We start from the raw sequence: 24,308 nt of genomic DNA on the forward strand, positions 1-24,308 counted from the left end.
GAGAGGAGATAGACCATGCTTTTCGCCGTTTTGTGCAAGGACAAGCCCGACCACATTCATATCCGTATGGAAAACCGGCCCCGCCACCTCGAATGGCTCGACGGGCTGAATGAAAAGGGCACGCTGAAGATCGCCGGCCCGTTTCTCGACGATCACGAAAAGCCCTGCGGCTCGATGCTGCTGATCGAGGCGAAGGATCAGGCCTCGGCGGAGGCGATTGCCGCCGAAGACCCCTACGGCAAGGCCGGCCTGTTCGAAAAGGTCGAGGTCAAGCCCTATAAGTGGCTCTACAACAATCCGGGGGTCTGAGCTTCATGGCCTACTGGCTTTTCAAATCCGAACCGTTCAAGTTTTCCTGGGACATGCTGAAGGCCAAGGGCGAGGCCGGGGAAGAATGGGACGGGGTGCGCAACTATCAGGCCCGCAACAACATGCGGGCCATGGAAATCGGCGACAAGGGCTTCTTCTACCACTCCAATGAGGGTCTCGAAGTCGTCGGCATCTGCGAAGTCTGCGCACTTGCCCATCACGACAGCACCACCGACGACCCGCGCTGGGAATGCGTCGACATCCGCGCGGTGACCGACATGCCGAAGCCGGTGACGCTGAAGGATGTGAAGGCCAATCCGAAGCTTGCCGACATGGCGCTGGTGACATCGATGCGGCTTTCGGTGCAGCCGGTGAAGGAAGATGAATGGCTGGAAGTCTGCCGTATGGGCGGGCTGGACAATCCGCCGCGGTAAGCCTAGCGTCGCTGCCGCCTTCATATTTTCTCGGGAGTGATTGCCATGAACGGGCATGAGTATTCCTTCTGGATGGGCGCCCACTGGGGGCTCTGGCAGCTTGCCATTGCCGCGCTCATTTGGTGGCTCATTTTCGGCTGGCCGGTGGCGCGCATTCTGCGCCGGATGGGATTTTCCGGTTTTTGGGTGCTGCTCTGCTTTGTGCCGCTCGGAAATATCATCGGGTTGTGGGTTCTGGCGACAACGCGCTGGCCCGGCTCCGAAAAAGGATGAGGCGATGCCGCCGTCGGAACAAGGCGGCGCGCCGAACGAATATGGCTCCGGCTTCCTGCGATGAACGATCGTGAAGCATTCATCCTCCAAAACACCGATATCCTGACGCCGCCGCATGTGCCTGAAATCCGACTTCGGCTCGCAAGCGAGGTGCATGACCTCTGGATGAAGACAGAGGCCGAGCTTGAGGGGATTGGCCTGCCGCCGCCGTTCTGGGCCTTTGCCTGGGCCGGCGGCCAGGGGCTTGCGCGCTATGTGCTGGATCATCCCGGATGCGTTGCCGGAAAGCGGATCGTGGACTTTGCGTCAGGCTCGGGACTTGTCGCGATCGCGGCGGCGAAGGCGGGCGCCACCTCGGTGCTGGCGGCCGACATCGACCACTGGTCGGGCGCCGCCGTTTGCCTCAATGCAGCGCTGAACGACGTAGAGGTTCCCTATCACGGCGACAATCTTATGGGCGAAGCGCCTGATTGCGACGTGCTTCTGGCCGGTGATGTCTTTTACGACGCCGACTGGGCGGCAGAGCTGATACCGTGGTTCGAGGCGCTGACCGATGCCGGCGTCACCGTTCTCGTCGGCGACCCGGGCCGTGCCTATTGCCCTCATTCCCGCTTGGACAGATTGGCCGAATATCAGGTTCCGGTGACGCGGGTTCTGGAAGACAGCGAAGTGAAGAAGACCACGGTCTGGCGGTTTCGCTGATCGCCGATTTCCGGTCTTCTCAACTAAATATGACTTTTAGTCATGTTAAGTTATTGATATAAAACGAATCAAGTGGACTCTAAGCCGAAGCCGTGCGACTTTCCGCCCACACGGTCGATGGAGGGCGGGCGCTTTGTCGATTCCCTGTTTCGTCAAACCGATTAAATCGGGCGGGCGGACGTGAATCGGCTTGTCGCGATGCCTTGTCATGGGTAAACCACCGTGGAACAACGGCTTTGTCCGCCGCTCAGGCGACGGCTGCCCGCATCATGCTATGCGCCTTTTGAACACCCGCGAGGTTTTGATGGCCACACCGACCAGCAACCGGCCCCTGTCGCCGCATCTTCAAGTCTACAAGTTCATCCCGACCATGGCGATGTCGATCATCCATCGCATCACCGGGGTGGCCTTGTATTTCGGCACCGTTCTTCTGGCCGCCTGGCTGGTGTCCGCCGCCATGGGCAAAGAGGCTTTCGATTGTGTGAGCTGGTTCCTCGGCTCCTGGCTCGGGCTTCTCATCATGTTCGGCTACACTTGGGCGCTGGTGCACCACCTGCTCGGCGGGCTTCGTCATTTCGCCTGGGATTTCGGCCACGGGCTCGGCAAGGAGTTTACCACCAAGATGGCGATCGCGCTCCCCTTCGTCTCCGTCGGCATCACCGTGGTGCTCTGGATCATCGGCCTGATCGCCTGGTAGGAGGATAAGCACATGGATATGCGTACACCGCTGAAAAAGGTTCGCGGCCTCGGCTCCTCCAAGGAGGGGACCCACCATTTCTGGATGCAGCGCATGACGGCTGTCGCCCTCGTGCCGCTCTTCATCGTCTTCATCCTGTTCGTCATCGCCCATCTGGGCGCGTCCTACGAGACCGTTGTCGGCTCGCTCGCCAATCCCTTCGTCGCCGTGTTGATGGGGATGATGGTGATCGCCGGGCTGATCCACATGCGCATCGGCATGCAGGAGGTCATCGATGACTATGTTCACAATGAGCTCCTCAAGCTCTCCGCCCTGATGGCGAACAATTTTTTCACAGTCCTGGTGGGCGGCTTCTGTCTCTTCGCCCTCCTGAAAATCGCATTTGTGGGGTAACGAGCAGATGGCAACTTCCTCTCCCGAAAAGAACGGTAAAGCCTACGAGTATGTCGATCATGCCTATGACGTGGTCGTCGTCGGCGCCGGCGGCGCGGGTCTGCGCGCAACGCTCGGCATGGCCGAGCAGGGTTTCAAGACCGCCTGCATCACCAAGGTTTTCCCCACACGCTCGCACACGGTTGCCGCCCAGGGCGGCATTGCCGCCTCGCTGCAGAACATGACGCCGGACAGCTGGCAGTGGCACCTCTATGACACGGTCAAGGGCTCCGACTGGCTCGGCGACGTCGACGCCATGCAGTACATGGTCATGGAAGCGCCGAAGGCCGTCTATGAGCTTGAGCATTACGGCGTGCCGTTTTCCCGTAACGAAGAGGGCAAGATCTACCAGCGCCCCTTCGGCGGCCACATGCAGAATTTCGGCGACGGCCCGCCGGTGCAGCGCACCTGTGCTGCGGCGGACCGTACCGGCCATGCCATCCTGCACACGCTTTATGGCCAGTCGCTCAGGAACAATGCCGAGTTCTTCATCGAGTTCTTCGCGCTTGACCTGATCATGAGCGATGATGGTGTCTGCACCGGCGTCGTTGCCTGGAACCTCGATGACGGCACGATCCACCGCTTCTCCGCCAAGATGGTGGTGTTGGCGACCGGCGGCTACGGCCGCACCTATTTCTCGGCAACGTCTGCCCACACCTGCACAGGCGATGGCGCCGGCATGATCGCGCGCGCCGGCCTGCCGCTGCAGGACATGGAGTTCGTGCAGTTCCACCCGACCGGCATTTATGGCGCGGGCTGCCTGATTACCGAGGGCGCGCGCGGCGAGGGCGGATACCTCACCAATTCCGAGGGCGAGCGCTTCATGGAGCGCTATGCGCCGTCGGCGAAGGACCTTGCCTCGCGCGACGTGGTGTCGCGCTGCATGACCATGGAAATCCGTGAAGGCCGCGGCGTCGGCAAGAACAAGGACCATATCTTCCTGCATCTTGACCATCTCGATCCGGCTATCCTGGCGGAGCGTCTTCCGGGCATTTCCGAAAGCGCGCGCATCTTCGCCGGCGTGGATGTGACCCGCGAACCGATCCCGGTTCTGCCGACGGTGCACTACAATATGGGCGGCATCCCGACCAATTACTGGGGCGAGGTGCTGAACGCCGACAGCGAGAATCCGGAACGCATCGCCCCCGGCCTGATGGCCGTCGGCGAGGCCGGCTGCGCCTCGGTACACGGCGCCAACCGTCTCGGCTCCAACTCGCTGATCGACCTCGTGGTCTTCGGCCGCGCCGCCGCGATCCGCGCCGGTCAGGTGATCGATCGCGAAAGCCCGATCCCGGCGCTGAACACCGCTGCCTGCGACAGGATCATGGAACGCTTCGACCGCATCCGCCACGCCGACGGCTCCAAGCCGACGGCGGTGCTGCGCGACAAGATGCAGCGCGCCATGCAGGAAGACGCTGCCGTCTTCCGTACGCAGGAAACGCTTGAACAGGGCTGCCAGCGGATTTCGGCAATCTGGGGCGAACTGCCGGACGTCAAGGTCACCGATCGTTCGATGATCTGGAACTCGGACCTTGTCGAAACGCTGGAGCTCCATAACCTCATGGCCTGCGCCATCACCACGGTCTACGGCGCGGAAGCCCGCAAGGAAAGCCGCGGCGCGCATGCCCGCGAGGATTATGCCGACGGCCCGTTCGCCGGTCGCGACGACGAGAACTGGCGCAAGCACACGCTGTCCTGGGTCAGCGAGGCCGGCGAGGTGAAACTCGACTATCGCCCGGTTCACCAGGATCTGATCGCAGACGGCATCGACATCAAGAAGATCGCGCCCAAGGCACGTGTCTACTGATCGAGAGGAAATAGGAAATGGTTGAATTCACGCTTCCCAAGAACTCGAAGATCAAGACGGGCAAGACCTGGCCGAAGCCTGAGGGCGCTGCCAATCTGCGCGAGTTCAAGATCTATCGCTGGAATCCGGATACCGGCGAGAATCCGTCGGTCGATACCTATTTCATCGATCTCGACGATTGCGGGCCGATGGTTCTCGATGCGCTTTTATACATCAAGAACAACATCGACCCGACGCTGACGCTGCGTCGCTCCTGTCGCGAGGGCATTTGCGGCTCCTGCGCGATGAATATCGACGGCACCAACACGCTTGCCTGCACCAAGGGCATGGACGAGATCAAAGGCGCGGTGAAGATCTATCCCTTGCCGCACATGCCGGTGGTGAAGGACCTCGTGCCGGATCTCAACAATTTCTACGCCCAGCACCGCTCTATCGAGCCTTGGCTGCAGACCGTCTCCCCGCCGCCGGCGAAGGAATGGAAGCAGAGCCATGAGGACCGCGTGAAGCTCGACGGTCTTTACGAGTGCATTCTCTGCGCCTGCTGCTCGACCTCGTGCCCGTCCTACTGGTGGAACGGCGACCGTTATCTTGGCCCGGCCGTGCTGCTGCAGGCCTATCGCTGGCTGATCGACAGCCGCGATGAGGCAACCGGCGAGCGTCTCGATAATCTGGAAGACCCCTTCCGGCTTTATCGCTGCCACACCATCATGAACTGCACCCAGGCCTGTCCGAAGGGGCTGAACCCCGCGAAAGCCATCGCCGGCATCAAGAAAATGCTGGTCGAGCGGGCGGTTTGAGTCTGTTGGAACGGGACAAGCGGCCGGTCTTTTCGGGTCGGCCTCTTGCAGGGCCATGAAAACGCACGATATGATTGCTGGCATTGACGAGTGGCTGAGCATGAGCGGGAGTTTCGAATAAATGGTTCAAAAGGTTCTGATCGCAACGGCGATTGCCTCGGTCCTGGCGCTGAGCGCCTGCCAGCGGACCAGCTATAATTATTCCCAGCCGGTGGCGCCCCAGCCGCAGCCTCTCACGCCTGCGCCGGCGGGTCAGGTGCAGAGCAGCAATCTGCCACCGCCCGGCGGCGCGCAACAGGGCACTTACAATTCCGGAACCTATCAGGCCGGCCAGTCTCAGGTTGATACAGCGACGGCGGGCAATACGGGCCAGTTCCCGGCAGCGCCCGGCGCGCCGACGGGCAATGGCGGCATGGGCAATGTCGCCGCACCGGCCGGCGCCATGGCGCTTTCCAATGCCGGGCTCGTCGGCAGCTGGAAGGCCAATGAGGGCGGCGTCCAGTGCGACATGTTCCTGACGCTGACCAATCTCGGCGAGGGCCTGCGCGGCGGAACGCGCGGCTGCACCGGCGGGCTTTCGACGATGAAATCCTGGGGCATCAACGGCGATCAGCTCGTTCTCAATGACGCCAATGGCTATGCAATCGCCCGGCTCTACAAGACCGCTGAGAGTCGCCTCGAAGGCACGAGCAGCTCCGGCCAGCAGGTCGTCCTGAGCCGCTAGCTCCGGCAATATGACAAGGGCTCGCTCAGGCGGGCCCTTTTTTGTTGGGCATTTGTCAGATAGAGCCGTATCAGGCTCCCTCGCCGCGCTGCCCGCGGCATGTTCATCTCTGTTCCGGAATTTTTCATGGCCGTAACCACGACCGTCACCCGACGACTTGAGACAATGACCGAAAAGGGCCAGCTCAAGGCCGATCCCGCGCAGCTGGCCGTCGCCGGTGAGCTTGACCGTGTTCTGGAAGGGCTCTCGTCCGTCAAACCGGCGGAAAAGGGCGGGCGGCTGATTTCGCGCCTTTTCGGCCTTTCGCGCCAGAAGGGCGGGCCGCTGGTGGAGGGGCTCTACATTTACGGCAGCGTCGGGCGCGGCAAGACGATGCTGATGGACATGTTCTTCGAGGCGGCGCCGATTGCCGACAAGCGGCGCGCCCATTTCCACGCCTTCATGGCCGATGTTCAGGAGCGGATCAATATCCACCGCCGTAAGCTGAAGGCGGGCGAGGTGAAGGAAGCCGATCCGATCGGTCCGGTCGCCGACCAGATCATCGGCGAAAGCCGTTTGCTCTGCTTCGACGAGTTCACCGTCACCGATATTGCCGATGCGATGATCCTGTCGCGGCTCTTCTCCGCCCTGTTCGAGCGCGGCTGCATTCTCGTGGCGACCTCGAATGTCGCGCCCGATGATCTCTACAAGGACGGCCTCAATCGCGGCCTGTTCCTGCCTTTCATCAAGATCCTCAAGCAGAATGTCACGGTAACGACACTCGATTCGGATACCGATTACCGCATGGAGAAGTTCGAGGGGCGGCCGGTCTATCTGACGCCGCTTGACGACGAGACGCGGCGGAAAATGGACGAAACCTGGAATGTGGCGACGCGCGGGGCCGAAACGGGGCCGGACGAGATTGCGTTGCGCGGGCGCGTGCTGCATGTGCCAAATGCAGGCGGCGCCTTTGCCCGCTTCACCTTCGACGACCTGTGCCGGAAGCCGCTGGGGGCGGCGGACTATATGGCGATCACCGACCGCTTCTCGACCGTCTTCATCGATGACGTGCCGAAGCTTTCCGCCGATCAGCGCAATGAAATCAAGCGCTTCATCATTCTGGTCGATACGCTTTACGACCGGACGATCCGCACGGTGATCTCGGCGGAAGCCATGCCGGAGGAACTTCTGGTTGATCGCAAGGGGCGGGAAGGGTTCGAATTCGAGCGCACGGCCTCGCGGCTTTTCGAGATGCGCAGCACGGATTATCTCGCAGCGCACAAGGAAAAATGGGCGAAATAAGGGCGTCTTTCTGCATTTATTTGACGTAAACGTAAAATAAAACATATATAACCGATTGAAAATATTGGTCTCGTAAAAACCGGTTGAAAAATTCCCCGTTTGTCGATATCCCAACCCCGTCATGGGCACGGTTTTGACCATCGTCCAGAAATGAGTTTTCAGAGGATACATTCATGGCGCGCAATAAAATCGCATTGATCGGTTCGGGCATGATCGGGGGAACGCTCGCGCATCTGGCGGGGCTGAAGGAGCTGGGCGATGTCGTCCTGTTCGATATCGCTGATGGCCTGCCGCAGGGCAAGGCGCTCGATATCGCGGAATCCTCGCCGGTCGATGGATTTGACGCGAAGCTTTCCGGCGCTTCGGACTATTCGGCAATCGAAGGCGCGGACGTCTGCATCGTCACCGCCGGCGTGCCGCGCAAGCCGGGCATGAGCCGCGACGACCTTCTCGGCATCAATCTGAAGGTGATGGAAGCCGTCGGCGCGGGCATCAAGCAGTATGCGCCCAACGCCTTCGTCATCTGCATCACCAACCCGCTGGACGCCATGGTCTGGGCGCTGCAGAAGTTCTCCGGTCTTCCGGCGGAAAAGGTCGTCGGCATGGCCGGCGTGCTGGACTCGGCGCGCTTCCGCTACTTCCTCGCCGAAGAATTCAACGTCTCCGTTGAAGACGTCACCGCCTTCGTTCTCGGCGGCCATGGCGATACCATGGTGCCGGTCGCGCAGTATTCGACCGTCGCCGGCATTCCGCTGCCCGATCTGGTCAAGATGGGCTGGACCACCCAGGAAAAGCTCGACGCGATCATCACCCGCACCCGTGGCGGCGGCGGCGAGATCGTTGCTCTCCTGAAGAACGGCTCGGCCTATTACGCGCCGGCTGCCTCCGCCATCGCCATGGCCGAGAGCTACCTGAAGGACAAGAAGCGCGTCATGCCTGCCGCTGCCCACCTCACCGGCCAGTACGGCGTTGACGGCATGTATGTCGGCGTGCCGATCGTCATCGGTGAAGGCGGCGTCGAGCGCATCGTCGAAATCGAGCTTACGGGCGAGGACAAGGCGGGCTTCGACAAGTCGGTGGACGCCGTCAAGGGTCTCTGCAACGCCTGCAAGGAAATCGCACCCGCTCTGAAATAAGCCGCTTTCTCTAAAAGGACGGATATCCGCATGAATATTCATGAATACCAGGCCAAGGCTCTGCTGAAGGGCTATGGCGCGCCGGTCGCCGATGGCGTTGCCATCCTGAGCGCCGATGAGGTCGAGGCCGCTGTCGGCAAGCTTCCCGGTCCGCTTTATGTGGTCAAGAGCCAGATCCACGCCGGCGGCCGCGGCAAGGGCAAGTTCAAGGAACTGCCGGCTGACGCCAAGGGCGGCGTTCGCCTCGCCAAGTCGGCTGACGAGGTCAAGACTTTCGTCAACGAGATGCTCGGCAACACGCTGGTGACCAAGCAGACGGGTCCTGCCGGCAAGCAGGTTAACCGCCTCTATATCGAGGACGGCGCCGATATCGACCGCGAACTCTACTGCTCGCTGCTGGTCGACCGCACCGTCGGCCAGGTGGCCTTCGTCGTTTCCACCGAAGGCGGCATGGACATCGAGACCGTCGCCGAAGAAACCCCGGACAAGATCGTCACCGTCGCGATCGATCCCGACACCGGCGTGACCGCCTCCAATGTCAAGACGCTCAGCGAGGCGCTGAAGCTTGAGGGCGAGGCCGCCAAGGACGCCGAGCGTCTGTTCCCGATCCTCTACAAGGCCTTTGTCGAAAAGGACATGAGCCTTCTGGAGATCAACCCGCTGATCGTCATGGAAAACGGCCATCTGCGCGTTCTCGACGCCAAGGTCTCCTTCGACGGCAATGCGCTCTTCCGCCACGATGACGTTCGTGCGCTGCGCGACACGACGGAAGAGGACGCCAAGGAGATCGAGGCTTCGAAGTATGACCTCGCCTATGTGGCGCTCGACGGCAATATCGGCTGCATGGTCAATGGCGCGGGCCTTGCCATGGCGACGATGGACATCATCAAGCTCTACGGCGCGGAACCGGCCAACTTCCTCGACGTCGGCGGCGGCGCTTCGAAGGAAAAGGTCACGGCGGCCTTCAAGATCATCACCGCCGACCCGGCCGTGAAGGGCATTCTCGTCAACATCTTCGGCGGCATCATGCGCTGCGACGTCATCGCCGAAGGCGTGATCGCGGCCGTCAAGGAAGTCGGCCTCAAGGTTCCGCTGGTCGTCCGTCTCGAGGGCACCAATGTCGAACTCGGCAAGAAGATCATCGACGAGAGCGGCCTGAACGTCATCTCCGCCGACGATCTCGACGACGCGGCGCAGAAAATCGTTTCGGCCGTGAAGGAGGCCTGAGTACCCATGTCAATTCTGGTCAATAAAGACACCAAGGTTCTGGTTCAGGGCCTCACCGGCAAGACCGGCACCTTCCATACCGAGCAGGCGCTTGCCTATTACGGCACCAAGATGGTCGGCGGTATCCATCCGAAGAAGGGCGGCACCGAGTGGTCGTCCGGCGTTGACGGCACCAATCTGCCGATCTTTGCCTCGGTTGCCGAAGGCAAGGAAAAGACGGGCGCCGATGCATCCGTGATCTACGTTCCGCCGGCAGGCGCGGGCGCTGCGATCCTGGAAGCGATCGAAGCCGAGATCCCGCTGATCGTCTGCATCACGGAAGGCATTCCGGTGGCCGACATGGTCAAGGTCAAGGCGAAGCTCGACAAGTCGAAGTCGCGCCTGATCGGGCCGAACTGCCCCGGCGTCCTGACGCCGGAAGAATGCAAGATCGGTATCATGCCGGGCTCGATCTTCAAGAAGGGCTCCGTCGGCGTGCTGTCGCGCTCCGGCACGCTCACCTATGAAGCCGTGTTCCAGACCACCAATGAAGGCCTCGGCCAGACCACGGCCGTCGGCATTGGCGGCGACCCGGTCAAGGGCACCGAGTTCATCGACATGCTGGAAATGTTCCTGGCGGACGATGCGACCGAGTCCATCATCATGATCGGTGAAATCGGCGGTTCGGCCGAGGAAGAAGCCGCGCAGTTCCTGAAGGACGAGGCCAAGAAGGGCCGCAAGAAGCCGATGGTCGGCTTCATCGCGGGCCGCACCGCTCCTCCCGGCCGCACCATGGGCCATGCCGGCGCCGTGATCTCCGGCGGCAAGGGCGGCGCTGAAGACAAGATCGAGGCGATGGAATCGGCCGGCATCAAGGTGTCGCCGTCCCCGGCGCGTCTCGGCAAGACGCTGGTTGAAGTCCTGAAGGGCTGATCCACCTAAGAACAGATGCGTGACGGCCTTTTTTCGGATGGGCCGTCACGAATTTACCGTTTTTGTGGCCATTTGACGGTCGTCACAATCGGTGTTTCATCGGATGGTCCGGCCAAGAGCCGGTTTCGTCGTTTCAAGCGGGAGGCGGATTTCGATCCGCGCGGTGCATATGTCAAGGCAAGAAGCCAACGAACAATTTCTTCTGACCTCGTTTCTCGATGGCGCCAACGCGACCTATATCGAGCATCTGTACGCGGCCTATGAAGATGATCCGAACTCGGTTTCGGAGGAGTGGCGAGACTTCTTCAAGGCGCTCGGCGACGATCCGGATGCCGTGCGCAAGGCGGCCGAAGGCGCGTCCTGGAAAAAGGACAACTGGCCGGTCAAGCCCAATGACGACCTGACGGCGGCGCTTGACGGCAACTGGGCCGATGTCGAGCAGGTGGTCGAGAAGAAGCTGCGCGGCAAGGCAGCGGCCGAAGGCACCGCCGTCTCCAACGAGGACGTGCTGCGCTCCACCCGCGATTCCGTGCGCGCGCTGATGATGATCCGCGCCTTCCGCATGCGCGGCCATCTGCACGCCAAGCTTGATCCGCTCGGCCTCGCCGGCATGGCGGATGACGATTACAACGAACTGTCGCCGAAGGCCTATGGCTTCACCGAAGCCGATTACGACCGCCGCATCTTCCTCGACAATGTTCTGGGCCTGGAATACGCCACCATCCCGGAAATGGTCGACATCCTGACGCGCACCTATTGCACCACGCTCGGCGTCGAGTTCATGCACATTTCCAATCCGGAAGAAAAGTCCTGGATCCAGGAGCGCATCGAGGGACCGGAAAAGAGCATCACCTTCACCGAAAACGGCAAGAAGGCGATCCTGCAGAAGCTGATCGAGGCGGAGGGCTTCGAGAAGTTCCTCGACACCAAGTACAAGGGCACCAAGCGTTTCGGCCTTGATGGCGCGGAATCGCTGATCCCGGCGCTGGAACAGATCATCAAGCGCGGCGGTTCGCTGGGCCTGAAGGAAATCGTGCTGGGCATGCCGCATCGCGGCCGTCTCAACGTTCTGTCCCAGGTGATGGCCAAGACCCACCGCGCCATCTTCCACGAATTCAAGGGCGGTTCGTTCAAGCCTGACGATGTCGAAGGCTCGGGCGACGTGAAGTACCATCTGGGCGCTTCCTCCGACCGCGAGTTCGACGGCAACAACGTCCACCTGTCGCTGACGGCGAACCCCTCGCATCTGGAAATCGTCGACCCGGTCGTCATGGGCAAGGCCCGCGCCAAGCAGGACATCATCGCCACGCGTCGCGAGGGCGAGATCGTGCCGCTGTCGGAGCGCGCCAAGGTCATGCCGCTTCTGCTGCACGGCGATGCCGCCTTTGCCGGCCAGGGCGTGGTCGCTGAAATTCTCGGCCTTTCCGGTCTGCGCGGCCACCGCGTGGCCGGCACGGTGCATTTCATCGTCAACAACCAGATCGGCTTCACCACCAATCCGGCCTTCTCGCGTTCCTCGCCCTATCCGTCGGATGTGGCGAAGATGATCGAGGCGCCGATCTTCCACGTGAACGGCGACGATCCGGAAGCCGTGGTCTATGCGGCCAAGGTTGCGACCGAATTCCGCATGAAGTTCCACAAGCCCGTCGTCATCGACATGTTCTGCTACCGTCGCTTCGGCCATAATGAGGGCGATGAGCCCGCATTCACCCAGCCGAAGATGTACAAGGTCATCCGCGGCCACGAGACGGTCACCAAGCTCTATGCCGACCGTCTGATCAAGGAAGGCCTGATCACCAAGGACGAGTTCGAGGGCATGCTTGCCGACTGGAAGAGCTTCCTCGAGCAGGAATTCGAGGCGGGCTCTTCCTACAAGCCGAACAAGGCCGACTGGCTGGACGGTGAATGGTCGGGGCTTCGCGCCGCCGACAATGCCGACGAGCTGCGGCGCGGCAAGACCTCCGTGCCGATGAAGACGCTGAAGGAGATCGGCAAGAAGCTGACCGAAGTGCCGGAGGGCTTCAACGTCCACCGCACCGTGCAGCGCTTCCTCGACAACCGCGCCAAGATGATCGAGACCGGCGAGGGCATCGACTGGGCCATGGCCGAAGCGCTGGCTTTCGGTTCGCTCTGCTACGAGGGCTTCAAGGTCCGCCTGTCCGGCCAGGATTGCGAGCGTGGCACCTTCTCGCAGCGCCATTCGGTTCTCTATGATCAGGAGACCGAGGAACGCTACCTGCCGCTGCAGAACATCCGCTCCGGCCAGGGCCGCTACGAAGTCGTCAACTCGATGCTCTCCGAAGAGGCCGTGCTCGGCTTCGAATATGGCTATTCGCTGGCCCGTCCGAACGCCCTGACGCTGTGGGAAGCCCAGTTCGGCGACTTTGCCAACGGCGCCCAGGTGATCTTCGATCAGTTCATCTCGTCCGGCGAACGCAAGTGGCTGCGCATGTCCGGTCTCGTCTGCCTCCTGCCGCACGGCTATGAGGGGCAGGGGCCGGAACACTCGTCTGCCCGTCTGGAGCGCTGGCTGCAGATGTGCGCCGAAGACAACATGCAGGTCGCCAACTGCACCACGCCTGCGAATTATTTCCACATTCTGCGCCGCCAGCTGAAGCGTGATTTCCGCAAGCCGCTGATCCTGATGACGCCGAAATCGCTGCTGCGCCACAAGCGCGCCCAGTCGACGCTTTCGGAAATGGCCGGCGAGACCGCCTTCCATCGACTGTTGTGGGATGATGCGGTCGAGCAGGATACGCCGATCAAGCTGGTCAAGGACTCCAAGATCCGCCGCGTCGTGCTGTGCTCGGGCAAGGTCTATTACGACCTGTTCGAGGAGCGCGAGAAGCGCGGTATCGATGATGTCTACCTGCTGCGCGTCGAACAGCTTTACCCGTTCCCGGCCAAGGCGCTGATCAACATGCTTTCGCGCTTCAAGAACGCGGAAATGGTCTGGTGCCAGGAAGAGCCGAAGAATATGGGCGCCTGGTCGTTCATCGAGCCCTATCTGGAATGGGTCTTGACCCATATCGACGCCAAGCACAGCCGCGTCCGCTATGCCGGACGCGCGGCTGCCGCCTCGACGGCGACGGGCCTGATGTCGCGCCACCAGGCGCAGCTTGCGGCCTTCCTCGACGACGCGCTCGGCGAGTAACACGAGCAACAGCGTGCCGGACCTTCAAAGCCCGGCACGTGAACGACCGCTTCAAGGCGATCCGGACACCACGTTTATCAATATCGGGACTTTTGACATGGCCACTGAAATCCGCGTTCCCACTTTGGGTGAATCCGTTACCGAAGCAACGGTCGGCACCTGGTACAAGAAGGTCGGCGACGCCATCGCCGCCGATGAGCCGATTGTCGAGCTGGAAACCGACAAGGTGACCATCGAGGTTCCGGCGCCCGCGTCCGGCACGCTTTCCGAGATCGTTGCCGGCGAAGGCGAGACCGTCGAACTCGACGCCCTTCTCGGCCAGATCGCCGAGGGCGATGCGCCTGCCGCTGGCGGCGCAAAGGAAGAGCCGAAGGCCGAGGCGCCGAAGGAAGAGCCCAAGAAGGAAGAGGCCAAGGCCGAAGACAAGCCGAAGTCCGGCGGCTCCGACATGCCGGCAGCGCCGTCCGCTGCCAAGATGATGGAAGAAAAGAACATCTCCGCCGACCAGGTAGAAGGTTCGGGCAAGCGCGGTCAGGTGCTGAAGGGCGACGTGATCGCCGCAGCAGCCAAGGGCACCTCCGCCCCGGCCGCAGAGCCGGCCAAGGCCCCGCAGCGCGCGCCCTCCAAGGTCGAGGATGCCGACCGCGAGGAACGCGTCAAGATGACCCGCCTGCGTCAGACCATCGCCAAGCGCCTGAAGGACGCGCAGAATACCGCAGCCATGCTGACCACCTATAACGAGGTGGACATGACGGCCGTGATGGAAATGCGCTCCAAGTACAAGGACCTGTTCCTGAAGAAGCACGACGTGAAGCTCGGCTTCATGGGCTTCTTCACCAAGGCTGTCTGTCACGCCCTGAAGGAAATCCCGGCCGTCAATGCCGAGATCGACGGCACGGACATCATCTACAAGAACTTCTGCCACATCGGCATGGCCGTCGGCACGGACAAGGGTCTTGTGGTTCCGGTCGTGCGCGATGCCGACCAGATGTCGATCGCCGAGATCGAGGCCGAGATCGCGCGTCTTGCCAAGGCGGCCCGCAGCGGCCAGCTTTCCATGGCGGACATGCAGGGCGGCACCTTCACCATCACCAATGGCGGTGTCTACGGCTCGCTGATGTCCTCGCCGATCCTGAACGCCCCGCAGTCGGGCATTCTCGGCATGCACAAGATCCAGGAGCGCCCGATGGCGATCGGCGGCCAGGTCGTCATCCGCCCGATGATGTATCTGGCGCTGTCCTACGACCACCGCATGGTCGACGGTCAGGAAGCCGTGACCTTCCTCGTCCGCGTCAAGGAGACGCTTGAGGATCCGGAACGGCTGGTTCTCGATCTCTGATCAAGCAAATGCCAGGGGGCCCGAAAGCATGAGCATCGAATTTCTGATTACGGCGCTGATCGTTGTTCTGGCTCCCGGCACGGGCGTGGTCTACACGCTCGCCACCGGCCTGGCGCAGGGCAGGATGGCGAGCGTCGCCGCCGCCTTCGGCTGCACGCTCGGCATCATTCCGGCAATCCTCGCCTCCGTCTTCGGGCTCGCCGCGCTGTTTCACACCAGCGCGCTTCTGTTCCAGACGGTCAAGTTCGCCGGCGTTGCCTATCTCCTCTACCTTGCCTGGCAGACGCTGAGGGATCGCGGCACGCTCAGGGTTTCCGGAGAGGGGACGCCTCGGCGAGGCCTGATCGCGATCGTCCGCAACGGCTTTCTGATCAATATCCTGAACCCCAAACTCTCCGTTTTCTTCCTTGCCTTCCTGCCGCAATTCGTCTCGCCGGATGCCGCCGCGCCCGTTCTCGAAATGCTGATGCTTTCGGCGGTGTTCATGGCGATGACCTTTGCGGTGTTCGTGGTTTACGGTCAGTTTTCCGGTCTGATGCGCGACCGGGTATTGTCGAGCGAACGGGCGATGGCGTGGATGCGGCGAAGCGTGGCGCTGGCCTTTGCTGGTTTCGGCGTTAAACTGGCGCTCAGCAGGCAATAAACCGGGACGCCCTTCATGCAGCATCAATACCTGATTGAGCTCGCGTCGCTGATGGCGATCTTCTCTTTTGCCATCGTCGCTCCCGGCGCGGATACCGCGATGATCATCCGGCAGGCGCTGGTTCAGGGAAGACGTTCTGCGGTGCTCAGCAGCTTCGGCGTCGGCACCTCGCTGATGTTCCATGTGAGTTACACGATCATGGGGCTGGGGCTGATCATTTCGCAGTCGATCATGGTGTTCAACGTGATCAAATGGGCGGGCGCCGCCTATCTGATCTATCTAGGCGTCCAATCGATCCGCGCCGGCAAGGCCGAGGTCGCTCCCGTCGCGGTTACCGAACCAAAGGCAAGGCAGGGAGCGGTGAAGGCGTTTTCGCTCGGCTTTCTCGCTAATGCGCTGAATCCGAAGCCGGTCTTGTTCTTCCTGTCGATCTTTTCGACCGTGGTCAGTCATGAAACTCCGGCAGGGGTGAAGTTCGGCTATGGCCTCGTCATGGCGATGTGCCTGATTGCGTGGTTCGTCGGCGTGTCGCTGTTCCTGACCACGCCCCGCATGCGCATCGCCTTTGAAAGGGCCAGCGTCTGGATCAACCGCGCAAGCGGCGCGGTCTTCATCGCCTTCGGGCTGAAGCTGGCAACGGAAAAAGCGGGCTGAGCGAGGTTTCGAAATCCGGCCTCCGGCCAAGACAATCACGGTCACTTGCGCCCATCCTTCGCAATCGGCCATGACCGCAAAAAGAGAAGGAAATCTGATGTCCTATGATCTTATCGTAATCGGTTCCGGCCCCGGCGGCTATGTCTGCGCGGTCAAGGCCTCGCAACTCGGCTTGAAGGTCGCCGTGGTTGAAAAGCGCGCCACCTATGGCGGCACCTGCCTCAATGTCGGCTGCATCCCGTCCAAGGCGCTGCTGCATGCCTCCGAGCAGTATGCCCACGCCGCACACGGCATGGAAAGCCTCGGCGTAAAGCTTTCCGGCGTCGAACTCGATCACGACAAGCTGATGGGCCACAAGGATGCCGTGGTGAAGTCGAATGTCGAAGGCGTTGCCTTCCTGTTCAAGAAGAACAAGATCGACGGCTTCCAGGGCACCGGCAAGATCGTGTCCGCCGGCAAGGTTCAGGTGACCAAGGAAGACGGCTCCACCGAGGAGCTTGAAGCCAAGAACATCGTGATCGCCACCGGTTCGGACGTTGCCGGCATTCCGGGCGTCGATGTCGCAATCGACGAGGAAACCATCGTCTCCTCCACCGGCGCGATCGCTCTGAAGAAGGTTCCCGAACACATGGTCGTCGTCGGCGGCGGCGTCATCGGGCTCGAGCTCGGCTCGGTCTGGTCGCGCCTTGGCGCCAAGGTCACCGTGGTCGAGTTCCTAGACAAGATCCTCGGGCCGATGGATGGCGAGATGTCCAAGCAGTTCCAGAAGATGCTCGCCAAGCAGGGCCTCGACTTCAAGCTTTCCGCCAAGGTGACAGCGGTCGAGAAAGCCGACAACGGCGCGAAGGTCACCTTCGAGCCGGTCAAGGGCGGCGATGCCGAAACCATCGAAGCCGACATCGTGCTGATCTCGACGGGCCGCAAGCCCTATACCGAGGGCCTTGGCTTGGAAGAAGCCGGCGTGAAGCTGGATGAGCGCGGCCGCGTGGAAATCGACAACCACTTCAAGACCAATGTCGACGGCATCTATGCGATCGGCGATGTGGTCAAGGGCCTGATGCTCGCCCACAAGGCCGAGGACGAGGGCGTGGCGCTCGCCGAAATCCTCGCCGGCCAGGCCGGCCACGTGAATTACGACGTGATCCCGAGCGTGGTCTACACTCAGCCGGAAGTCGCCTCGGTCGGCAAGACCGAAGAGGAGCTGAAGAAGGACGGCGTCGCCTACACTGTCGGCAAGTTCCCCTTCATGGCCAATGGCCGCGCCCGCGCTATGGAAGCGACCGACGGCTTCGTCAAGGTGCTCGCCGACAAGGGAACCGACCGTGTGCTCGGCGTTCACATCGTCGGCTTCGGCGCCGGCGAGATGATCCATGAGGCGGCGGTGCTGATGGAGTTCGGCGGTTCTGCCGAAGACCTCGGCCGCACCTGCCACGCGCATCCGACCATGTCGGAAGCGGTGAAGGAAGCAGCGCTCGCCGCCTTCTTCAAACCGATCCACATGTGATCCGGCGGAACGGTCCTGTTTGCACAGCTGATAACGGTCCCGCTCAGCGGGGCCGTTTTTCAATTTTCCGGCGGCTTCATTCGCGTCGTTGATCCGAGACTTCAGCAGAATTCATTGTTCATGGCGCGCGCTATGCTGTTTGCATAGGCCATGGCTTACAAGATACCCGGTTCTATCTTCTCTGGCGGTCCGGCAAGGGGAATCGCGCTGATCACCGCTTCGGTCTTTCTGCTGTCGCTTTCCGATGCGCTGGTCAAACTTTCAGGTGTTCGCTTTGCGCTTGTGCAACTGATCTTCCTGCGCTCCTTCTTCGCGGCTCTGCTCCTGGCGCTCGGGCTGAAACTGTTTGCGCGTGGCACGCGGCTTGTTCCGCAGCGCCTCGGCTGGGTAACGGCTCGCAGTCTCTGCCTCGTTTCCATGTGGTTCTGCTATTACGCATCCTTGCCGGAACTGCCGTTTTCGCTGGCGGCTGCCTGCTATTATACCGCGCCCTTATGGATGGCGCTGCTTGCGCGCTTCATTCTCAAAGAACCCGTGGGCCTTGTCCGTTGGTGCGCCATCGTGATCGCCCTTGCCGGGGTTGTCGTCAGCGTCAATCCTGCCGCCGGGTCCGCCTCGCCCTTCGTTCTGCTGCCGCTGCTCGCTGCCTTTTTCTACGCGCTCGCGGCGATCATCACCTGGAGCAAATGCCGGGACGAAGCGCCCTTTGCCATGGCGCTCAATCTCAATGTCGCGCTTGCTGCTTCGGGGGCGGCGGGCATTGCCGGGCTTCAGCTGTTTCCGGCTGGCGATGGTTTCGTGTTTGCCGCCTGGCGGCCGCTCGATGCGTCCGACTGGGCCGTGATCGGTCTGCTCGCCATCTTTCTTGTTGCTATCACAACGGGTGTGGCAGCCGCATACCGCGCCGCGCCGGCGCCGGTCGTCGGCCTGTTCGACAATGCCTATCTCGTCTTTGCCGCATTGTGGAGCGTCGTCATATTCGCTGACCACCCTTCAGCGCTCGAGATCGTTGGTCTCGTGATGATCGGCGTTGGAGCGGTCATGGCGGCGCGTCCGCCTCGATCCAGGTGATCTGCTGCATCTTTGCATTAGGGATCAGAAAAATATAATATTTACAGTTATTTAATGGATTTATGGCGGAGGAAATCTAATAGCGAACACAGTCATCGGCTGTAGTGAGGCAGGAAAAGGATGGTCCTTTCCGGTTAACGAGAACACTGAAAACGCCCAAGGACAGACTCAATGCAGAAGATTATCGCACTTTCGCTTGCAACGCTGATCGTCGGCGCAGGCGCGGCCTTTGCCGCCCAACCGCTCAACCCCTCCTTCTATGGCCCCAAGGTGACCGCCGCCGACAGGGATATCGCCCGCATCGCCGCGCCCGGCGATGTCTTTTCGACCTCGGTGATGGATGAAGGCAACTGGCATGCGGTCAAGACCTACAAGGTCCAGCCTGACGGCACGCCGAAGCTGATCGATTTCAGCTACAACGATCTGAACAACTGAGCACAGCGACGCGGCCCCGCTTTGACGGCGGGGCCGTTTCCATCTCTCAGGCGCGCGGATGCGCCTTGTCGTAAATTTCCAGAAGCCGCCCGGTATCGACGCCGGTATAGACCTGCGTCGTCGAAAGCGAGGCGTGGCCGAGCAGTTCCTGAATGGTCCTGAGGTCGCCGCCGGCGGCCAGAAGATGGGTCGCGAAAGAGTGCCGCAGCGCATGCGGCGTGGCCTTGTCGGACAAGCCGAGCGCGCCGCGCAGGGCCTGCATCTCCCGCTGGATGATCGCCGGCTGCAATGCCTTGCCCCGCAGTCCCCGGAACAGCGGCTTCTCCCCGGCCAGGTGATGCGGGCAGAGCGCGCCATAATGCCGCACCGCCTCAAGCGCTGCCGGCAGGAGCGGCACGATGCGGGTCTTGTTGCCCTTTCCGGTGATCCGGAGGCTTGTCGGGCTGCCCGCAAAGTCATCCGGCGTCAGCCCGAGCGCTTCGGAGATGCGCAGGCCGCAGCCATAGAGAAGGCAGAAGACGGCGGCGTTGCGCGCGGCAATCCACGGCTCTTCCGCCAACTGGCCCTGTTCCGTTGAAACCGCGAGCGCCTCCTCGGCACTCAGGGGCTTTGGCAGCGATTTCGGCTGTTTCGGCGCCCGCATGGCGCGTACGCCGGCGGCATTGGCGAGGCCGCGTTTTTCCAGCCAGCGCAGAAATGACCGGATACCCGCCAGATCGCGGCCGAGCGTGCGCGCGCCGGCGCCCTCGCGACGGCGGAAAGCGAGGTAGGCGCGCACATCCGCGGGCCTCAGCGAAGCAATGTCGGCAAGCCGCACGGGGCGTGCGATATGGCGGCACAGGAAGGCGAGAAACTGCCGCGTGTCGCGCTCGTAGGCCTCGGTCGTCTTTGCCGAAAGCCGGCGCTCGCCGGCAAGCGCTTGCAGCCACTCTTGACGCAAGCCAAGCAATGCATCATCAGCAGGCACCAGTATCTCGCCCATGGGGTCACCGTCTCAGGAACTTCTTGCCGCGGCGCGATTTTACAGTAAATTGGGTTACAAAAACGCTAAGGGTTCCGGGAGGTGTCATTGTCTTTTCACACGGAATTGCGATATAGGCTCCTCAGCAAAAGCAGGAAGTTTTATGGCGCGTCGTGATTCATCATCCGCCCTGGCGCAGTTCGCCGAGGCTGTGGCGCTTGTCTCCCAGGGGCAACCGGGACATATCGTCGACACGCTGATCGCCGAACGCGGACAGAAGATCGTCCACAATCCGTTCTGGCCGGTGATGCGTCCGTTTCTCCACCTGCTTCTGGGCTACGGCAAGGCGATCGATTTCGCCAATGACATCGAGTCCATGGATGGCTACCAGGTCTTCGATTACATCTCCAACCGGCTGACCCTCGACATCAATTGCGTCGGCAGAGAGCGCATCCCGGAAAAGGGCGGTTTCGTGATGGTTTCCAACCATCCGACCGGCATCGCCGACGGGGTGGCCGTCTTCGATCTCCTGAAAGAGCGCCGCCCGGACATGACATTCTTCGCCAACCGGGACGCCGTGCGCGTCAATCCGCGTCTGGTGGAGATGATCATCCCGGTCGAGTGGCGCGAGGAGTTCAAGAGCAAGCTGAAGGCGCGCGAGACGCTGCAGGTTACCAACAACGCCATAAAGCAGGAAAAGGCGATGGTGCTGTTTCCCTCCGGCCGCATCGCCTACTGGGCCGACGGCAAGCTCAACGAACGCCCGTGGAAGACCTCGGCGATCGGCTTTGCCCGCAAATATGACCTGCCGATCCTGCCCGTGCATCTGAAGGCGCGCAATTCCGGCCTGTTTTACTGGTTCGCCAAATGGTCGACGGAACTGCGCGACATGACGGTTTTCCACGAGCTTCTCAACAAGAAGGGCGACCGCTTCGACTTCACGGTCGGCAACATGATCATGCCGCATGAGCTGCAGGGCGAGCCTGCCGATGTGACCGCCGCGCTGGAACACCATACCGTGCATGCGCTCGCTGCCAATCCGGATGCGACCTTCGTTCTGGAAAAGACCAAGCCCGCGCCGGTCGTTTCGGACGCCTCTTGAATTCTCCGCTTCACTTTGAAGGATGCGGCGGGCAATCTTGCCAGCCATGACCTCAGATTCGCTCGATCTTTTCGGAAAACGCATGGACCCCGCCGTCGTGCGCAGCGTGCCCGTGATGGTGCCGCTGCCGGTCGCCGGTCCCTATTCCTATGCCGTGCCGGAAGGCATGGCGGTGATGCCCGGTTCCGTCGTGCAGGTTCCGGTCGGCCCGCGCAAGGTCATCGGCATCGTCTGGGACGAGGCGGGCGATGCGGTTGACCCGAAGAAGCTGAGGCCGATCGAGCATGTGTTCGATTGCCCGCCCGTTGCGGAGGAGATGCGTCGTTTCATTTCCTGGGTTGCCGCCTACACGCTGACCCCGCCGGGGCTTGTGGCGCGCATGGCCGTCCGCGCGCCTGCTGCTCTCGAGCCGGAGCCGATGATCGAGGGGCTGACGCTGACGGGCACCGTTCCCGAGCGGATGACGCCGGCGCGCAAGCGCGTTCTGGAGCTGGCGCAAGACGGCGCCGGCTGGACGCGGCTCGGGCTCGCGCGCGCGGCGGGTGTGAGCACCAGTGTCGTCGAGACGATGATGAAGCAGGGCGTGTTCGACACGGTCTTCCTGCCGCCGCCGCCGGCCTTTGCCACGCCCGATCCCGATTATGCACGCCCCGCGCTTTCGCCCGACCAGGACGCGGCGGCCAAAGATCTGCGCGCTGCCGTGGCGGCGGACGGTTTCAACGTGACGCTGATCGATGGCGTCACCGGGTCCGGCAAGACGGAGGTCTATTTCGAGGCCGTGGCCGAAACGCTGGCCAGGGGCAAGCAGGTGCTGATTCTTTTGCCGGAAATCGCACTGACGGCAAGCTTCCTCGACCGGTTCGAGAGCCGCTTCGGTGCGCGGCCCGGCGAATGGCATTCGGACCTCGCGCCGCGCATGCGCGAAAAGGTCTGGCGGCAGACGGCGGAAGGGGCGATCCGCGTGGTTGCCGGGGCCCGCTCGGCGCTGTTCCTCCCGTTCGAGGAACTCGGCCTGATCGTCGTCGACGAGGAGCATGACACGGCCTACAAGCAGGAAGATCGGGTGTTTTACAATGCCCGTGACATGGCGGTGGTGCGGGCGCGCATCGGTGGTTTTCCGGCGGTGCTGGCTTCCGCGACGCCTTCGGTCGAAAGCCAGGTCAATGCGCTTGCCGGGCGCTACCGGCGCATCCATCTGCCGGGCCGCTTTGCCGAGGCGGCATTGCCGAGCCTGAAGACGGTCGACCTCCGGCGCGATCCGCCGAAACGCGGCGGCTTCCTGTCGCCAACGCTGCTTTCGGAGATCGACAAAACGGTCGGGCGCGGAGAACAGGCGTTGCTGTTTCTGAACCGGCGCGGCTATGCGCCGCTCACGCTTTGCCGGGTCTGCGGCCATCGCTTCCAGTGCCCAAACTGTTCGAGCTGGCTGGTCGAGCACCGGTTTCGCGGGCGGCTGATGTGTCACCATTGCGGCCACGGCGAGCCGGTGCCCGAGGCCTGCCCGGAATGCGGCACGCTTGATCATCTGGTCGCCTGCGGGCCGGGGGTTGAGCGCATCGCCGAGGAAGTCGAGCAGCATTTTCCCGAAAAGCGCACGATCATCCTGTCTTCGGACATGGCCGGAGGGGTCAAGCGGCTGAGGCTGGAACTGGAGGCGGTCGCCAATGGCGAGGCCGACATCATCATCGGCACGCAACTGGTGGCCAAGGGACATAACTTTCCGCTTATGACGCTCGTTGGCGTGGTGGATGCCGATATCGGCCTTGCCAATGGCGATCCGCGCGCGGCCGAGCGCACCTTCCAGCTTCTCGCCCAGGTGACGGGACGGGCAGGGCGCACGGGGCTTGCGAGCAAGGGCCTGATCCAGACCTACCAGCCGGCCCACCCGGTGATGCAGGCGATCGTTTCCGGCGATGCCGAGGCGTTTTACGACCGGGAGATCACGGAGCGGGAAAAGAGCGTGCTCCCCCCCTTCGGCCGGCTCGCGGCCGTCATCATTTCCGCCGACAATCGCGCCGATGCCGAGGCGCATGCGCGGGGCTTAAGAGCGGCAGCGCCCGCCGGGCGCTCGATCTCGGTGCTTGGCCCGGCCGAGGCGCCGCTGGCACTGGTGCGGGGGCGCTACCGCTTTCGCCTGCTGGTGCACGGCAGCCGGGCGGACGACATCCAGACTTTTTTGAGGGAAATGCTCGAAAACGGGCCGCGACAACGTGGCAGCGTCCGCGTGCAGCTTGACATTGACCCGCAGAGCTTTCTCTAGATAGATTGATTTTCAAGAAGCGCGGGGAACCCGCGCCGGATAAGGCAAGGGAGCGTTCAGATGAGTTTTTACTGGCCGGAGAGTTTCATCGGGCAGATCGCCCTGTTCATGGCCGTTGTCATCCTGATCTGGGGGCTCGTCGTGGCGCTGGCGCCGCTGAAGCTGATGGGGCTTGCAGGGTTTTCCGGACTGAAGGAGGAGAGCGGGCAGTCGATCCACATCCGTTCGATGATCGGCGGCACCTATGCCGCCATGTCGCTGATGGCGCTCCTGTTTGATCAGCCGATGATCTATCGCACCTTCGGTCTGGCGCTGATCTTCGGCTTTCTCACCAGGTTGTTGTGGATGGGCACGACCGGGAGCCGGTCGATCAAGGGAGGGATATTCCTCGTCTGCCAGGCGGTGGCGGGCATGTTCATGCTGCTTTACGGCCTTGGCTGGGCGTAAACGACAA

Annotated in this window: 24 protein-coding genes; 23 read left to right on the forward strand and 1 reads right to left on the reverse strand. The window is 62.1% G+C overall.

Annotation, left to right across the window (positions count from 1 at the left end):
• Positions 1-15 precede the first annotated feature (15 nt).
• The 20 genes from JET14_RS05120 (at position 16) to JET14_RS05215 (ending at position 19,531) form a co-directional block, all read left to right on the forward strand.
• A complete protein-coding gene (locus JET14_RS05120) occupies positions 16-309 on the forward strand; it encodes a YciI-like protein (protein ID WP_200337092.1) in 294 nt (97 codons plus the stop codon).
• Between the two features lie 5 nt (positions 310-314).
• Positions 315-743 (forward strand): EVE domain-containing protein, encoded by a 429-nt coding sequence (locus tag JET14_RS05125; protein WP_200337093.1) that lies wholly within the window; start codon positions 315-317, stop codon positions 741-743.
• A 45-nt stretch (positions 744-788) separates the two neighbouring features.
• Positions 789-1,016, forward strand: a complete 228-nt coding sequence (locus JET14_RS05130) for a hypothetical protein (protein WP_246750523.1) — start codon at positions 789-791, stop codon at positions 1,014-1,016.
• A 60-nt stretch (positions 1,017-1,076) separates the two neighbouring features.
• Positions 1,077-1,718, forward strand: a complete 642-nt coding sequence (locus JET14_RS05135) for a class I SAM-dependent methyltransferase (RefSeq protein ID WP_200337094.1) — start codon at positions 1,077-1,079, stop codon at positions 1,716-1,718.
• 304 nt (positions 1,719-2,022) lie between these two features.
• Entirely contained in the window at positions 2,023-2,415 is a 393-nt protein-coding gene (gene sdhC, locus JET14_RS05140) for a succinate dehydrogenase, cytochrome b556 subunit (RefSeq protein WP_200337095.1), read from the forward strand.
• 12 nt (positions 2,416-2,427) lie between these two features.
• A complete protein-coding gene (gene sdhD / locus JET14_RS05145) occupies positions 2,428-2,808 on the forward strand; it encodes a succinate dehydrogenase, hydrophobic membrane anchor protein (protein WP_200337096.1) in 381 nt (126 codons plus the stop codon).
• Positions 2,809-2,815: 7 nt separating this feature from the next.
• Entirely contained in the window at positions 2,816-4,654 is a 1,839-nt protein-coding gene (gene sdhA / locus JET14_RS05150) for a succinate dehydrogenase flavoprotein subunit (protein ID WP_200337097.1), read from the forward strand.
• Positions 4,655-4,671: 17 nt separating this feature from the next.
• Positions 4,672-5,451 (forward strand): succinate dehydrogenase iron-sulfur subunit, encoded by a 780-nt coding sequence (locus tag JET14_RS05155; protein ID WP_024706569.1) that lies wholly within the window; start codon positions 4,672-4,674, stop codon positions 5,449-5,451.
• A gap of 121 nt (positions 5,452-5,572) precedes the next feature.
• Positions 5,573-6,175 carry an AprI/Inh family metalloprotease inhibitor gene (locus JET14_RS05160; protein ID WP_200337098.1) on the forward strand — a complete coding sequence of 201 codons (603 nt, stop codon included), beginning with the start codon at positions 5,573-5,575 and terminating at the stop codon, positions 6,173-6,175.
• Positions 6,176-6,301: 126 nt separating this feature from the next.
• Positions 6,302-7,456 carry a cell division protein ZapE gene (gene zapE, locus JET14_RS05165; protein ID WP_246750526.1) on the forward strand — a complete coding sequence of 385 codons (1,155 nt, stop codon included), beginning with the start codon at positions 6,302-6,304 and terminating at the stop codon, positions 7,454-7,456.
• Between the two features lie 173 nt (positions 7,457-7,629).
• Positions 7,630-8,592 (forward strand): malate dehydrogenase, encoded by a 963-nt coding sequence (gene mdh, locus JET14_RS05170; protein WP_200337100.1) that lies wholly within the window; start codon positions 7,630-7,632, stop codon positions 8,590-8,592.
• Positions 8,593-8,622: 30 nt separating this feature from the next.
• Complete coding sequence (sucC, locus tag JET14_RS05175; RefSeq protein WP_200337101.1) at positions 8,623-9,819, forward strand: ADP-forming succinate--CoA ligase subunit beta; 1,197 nt, start codon at positions 8,623-8,625, stop codon at positions 9,817-9,819.
• Positions 9,820-9,825: 6 nt separating this feature from the next.
• The gene (gene sucD / locus JET14_RS05180) at positions 9,826-10,731 is read left to right on the forward strand and encodes a succinate--CoA ligase subunit alpha (RefSeq protein ID WP_200337102.1); all 906 of its coding nucleotides are present in this window, start codon (positions 9,826-9,828) and stop codon (positions 10,729-10,731) included.
• Between the two features lie 169 nt (positions 10,732-10,900).
• Positions 10,901-13,885, forward strand: a complete 2,985-nt coding sequence (locus JET14_RS05185) for a 2-oxoglutarate dehydrogenase E1 component (RefSeq protein WP_200337103.1) — start codon at positions 10,901-10,903, stop codon at positions 13,883-13,885.
• Positions 13,886-13,982: 97 nt separating this feature from the next.
• On the forward strand, positions 13,983-15,224 hold the full coding sequence (odhB, locus tag JET14_RS05190; protein WP_183483730.1) for a 2-oxoglutarate dehydrogenase complex dihydrolipoyllysine-residue succinyltransferase: 1,242 nt from the start codon (positions 13,983-13,985) through the stop codon (positions 15,222-15,224).
• 28 nt (positions 15,225-15,252) lie between these two features.
• A complete protein-coding gene (locus tag JET14_RS05195; RefSeq protein ID WP_200337104.1) occupies positions 15,253-15,867 on the forward strand; it encodes a LysE family translocator in 615 nt (204 codons plus the stop codon).
• A gap of 15 nt (positions 15,868-15,882) precedes the next feature.
• Entirely contained in the window at positions 15,883-16,521 is a 639-nt protein-coding gene (locus tag JET14_RS05200) for a LysE family transporter (RefSeq protein ID WP_200337105.1), read from the forward strand.
• A 97-nt stretch (positions 16,522-16,618) separates the two neighbouring features.
• Positions 16,619-18,025 (forward strand): dihydrolipoyl dehydrogenase, encoded by a 1,407-nt coding sequence (gene lpdA, locus JET14_RS05205; RefSeq protein WP_200337106.1) that lies wholly within the window; start codon positions 16,619-16,621, stop codon positions 18,023-18,025.
• A 150-nt stretch (positions 18,026-18,175) separates the two neighbouring features.
• Positions 18,176-19,096: a DMT family transporter gene (locus JET14_RS05210; protein ID WP_200337107.1), complete on the forward strand. Its 921-nt coding sequence runs from the start codon at positions 18,176-18,178 to the stop codon at positions 19,094-19,096.
• Positions 19,097-19,267: 171 nt separating this feature from the next.
• Positions 19,268-19,531: a hypothetical protein gene (locus JET14_RS05215; protein ID WP_138748681.1), complete on the forward strand. Its 264-nt coding sequence runs from the start codon at positions 19,268-19,270 to the stop codon at positions 19,529-19,531.
• A gap of 46 nt (positions 19,532-19,577) precedes the next feature.
• Here the strand turns inward: JET14_RS05215 and JET14_RS05220 are convergent, their stop codons facing one another.
• Complete coding sequence (locus JET14_RS05220) at positions 19,578-20,513, reverse strand: tyrosine recombinase XerC (RefSeq protein WP_200337108.1); 936 nt, start codon at positions 20,511-20,513, stop codon at positions 19,578-19,580.
• A gap of 142 nt (positions 20,514-20,655) precedes the next feature.
• Here JET14_RS05220 and JET14_RS05225 point away from each other — a divergent pair, with 142 nt between their 5' ends.
• From JET14_RS05225 to JET14_RS05235, 3 genes are read left to right on the forward strand one after another with little or no spacing between them, the layout of a single operon-like run.
• Positions 20,656-21,594: a GNAT family N-acetyltransferase gene (locus JET14_RS05225; protein ID WP_200337109.1), complete on the forward strand. Its 939-nt coding sequence runs from the start codon at positions 20,656-20,658 to the stop codon at positions 21,592-21,594.
• Positions 21,595-21,640: 46 nt separating this feature from the next.
• Positions 21,641-23,854: a primosomal protein N' gene (locus tag JET14_RS05230; RefSeq protein ID WP_200337110.1), complete on the forward strand. Its 2,214-nt coding sequence runs from the start codon at positions 21,641-21,643 to the stop codon at positions 23,852-23,854.
• A 60-nt stretch (positions 23,855-23,914) separates the two neighbouring features.
• The gene (locus tag JET14_RS05235; RefSeq protein ID WP_200337111.1) at positions 23,915-24,301 is read left to right on the forward strand and encodes a hypothetical protein; all 387 of its coding nucleotides are present in this window, start codon (positions 23,915-23,917) and stop codon (positions 24,299-24,301) included.
• Positions 24,302-24,308: the final 7 nt, after the last annotated feature.

The sequence above is a fragment of the Martelella lutilitoris genome, from assembly GCF_016598595.1.
Classification (GTDB): domain Bacteria; phylum Pseudomonadota; class Alphaproteobacteria; order Rhizobiales; family Rhizobiaceae; genus Martelella; species Martelella lutilitoris_A.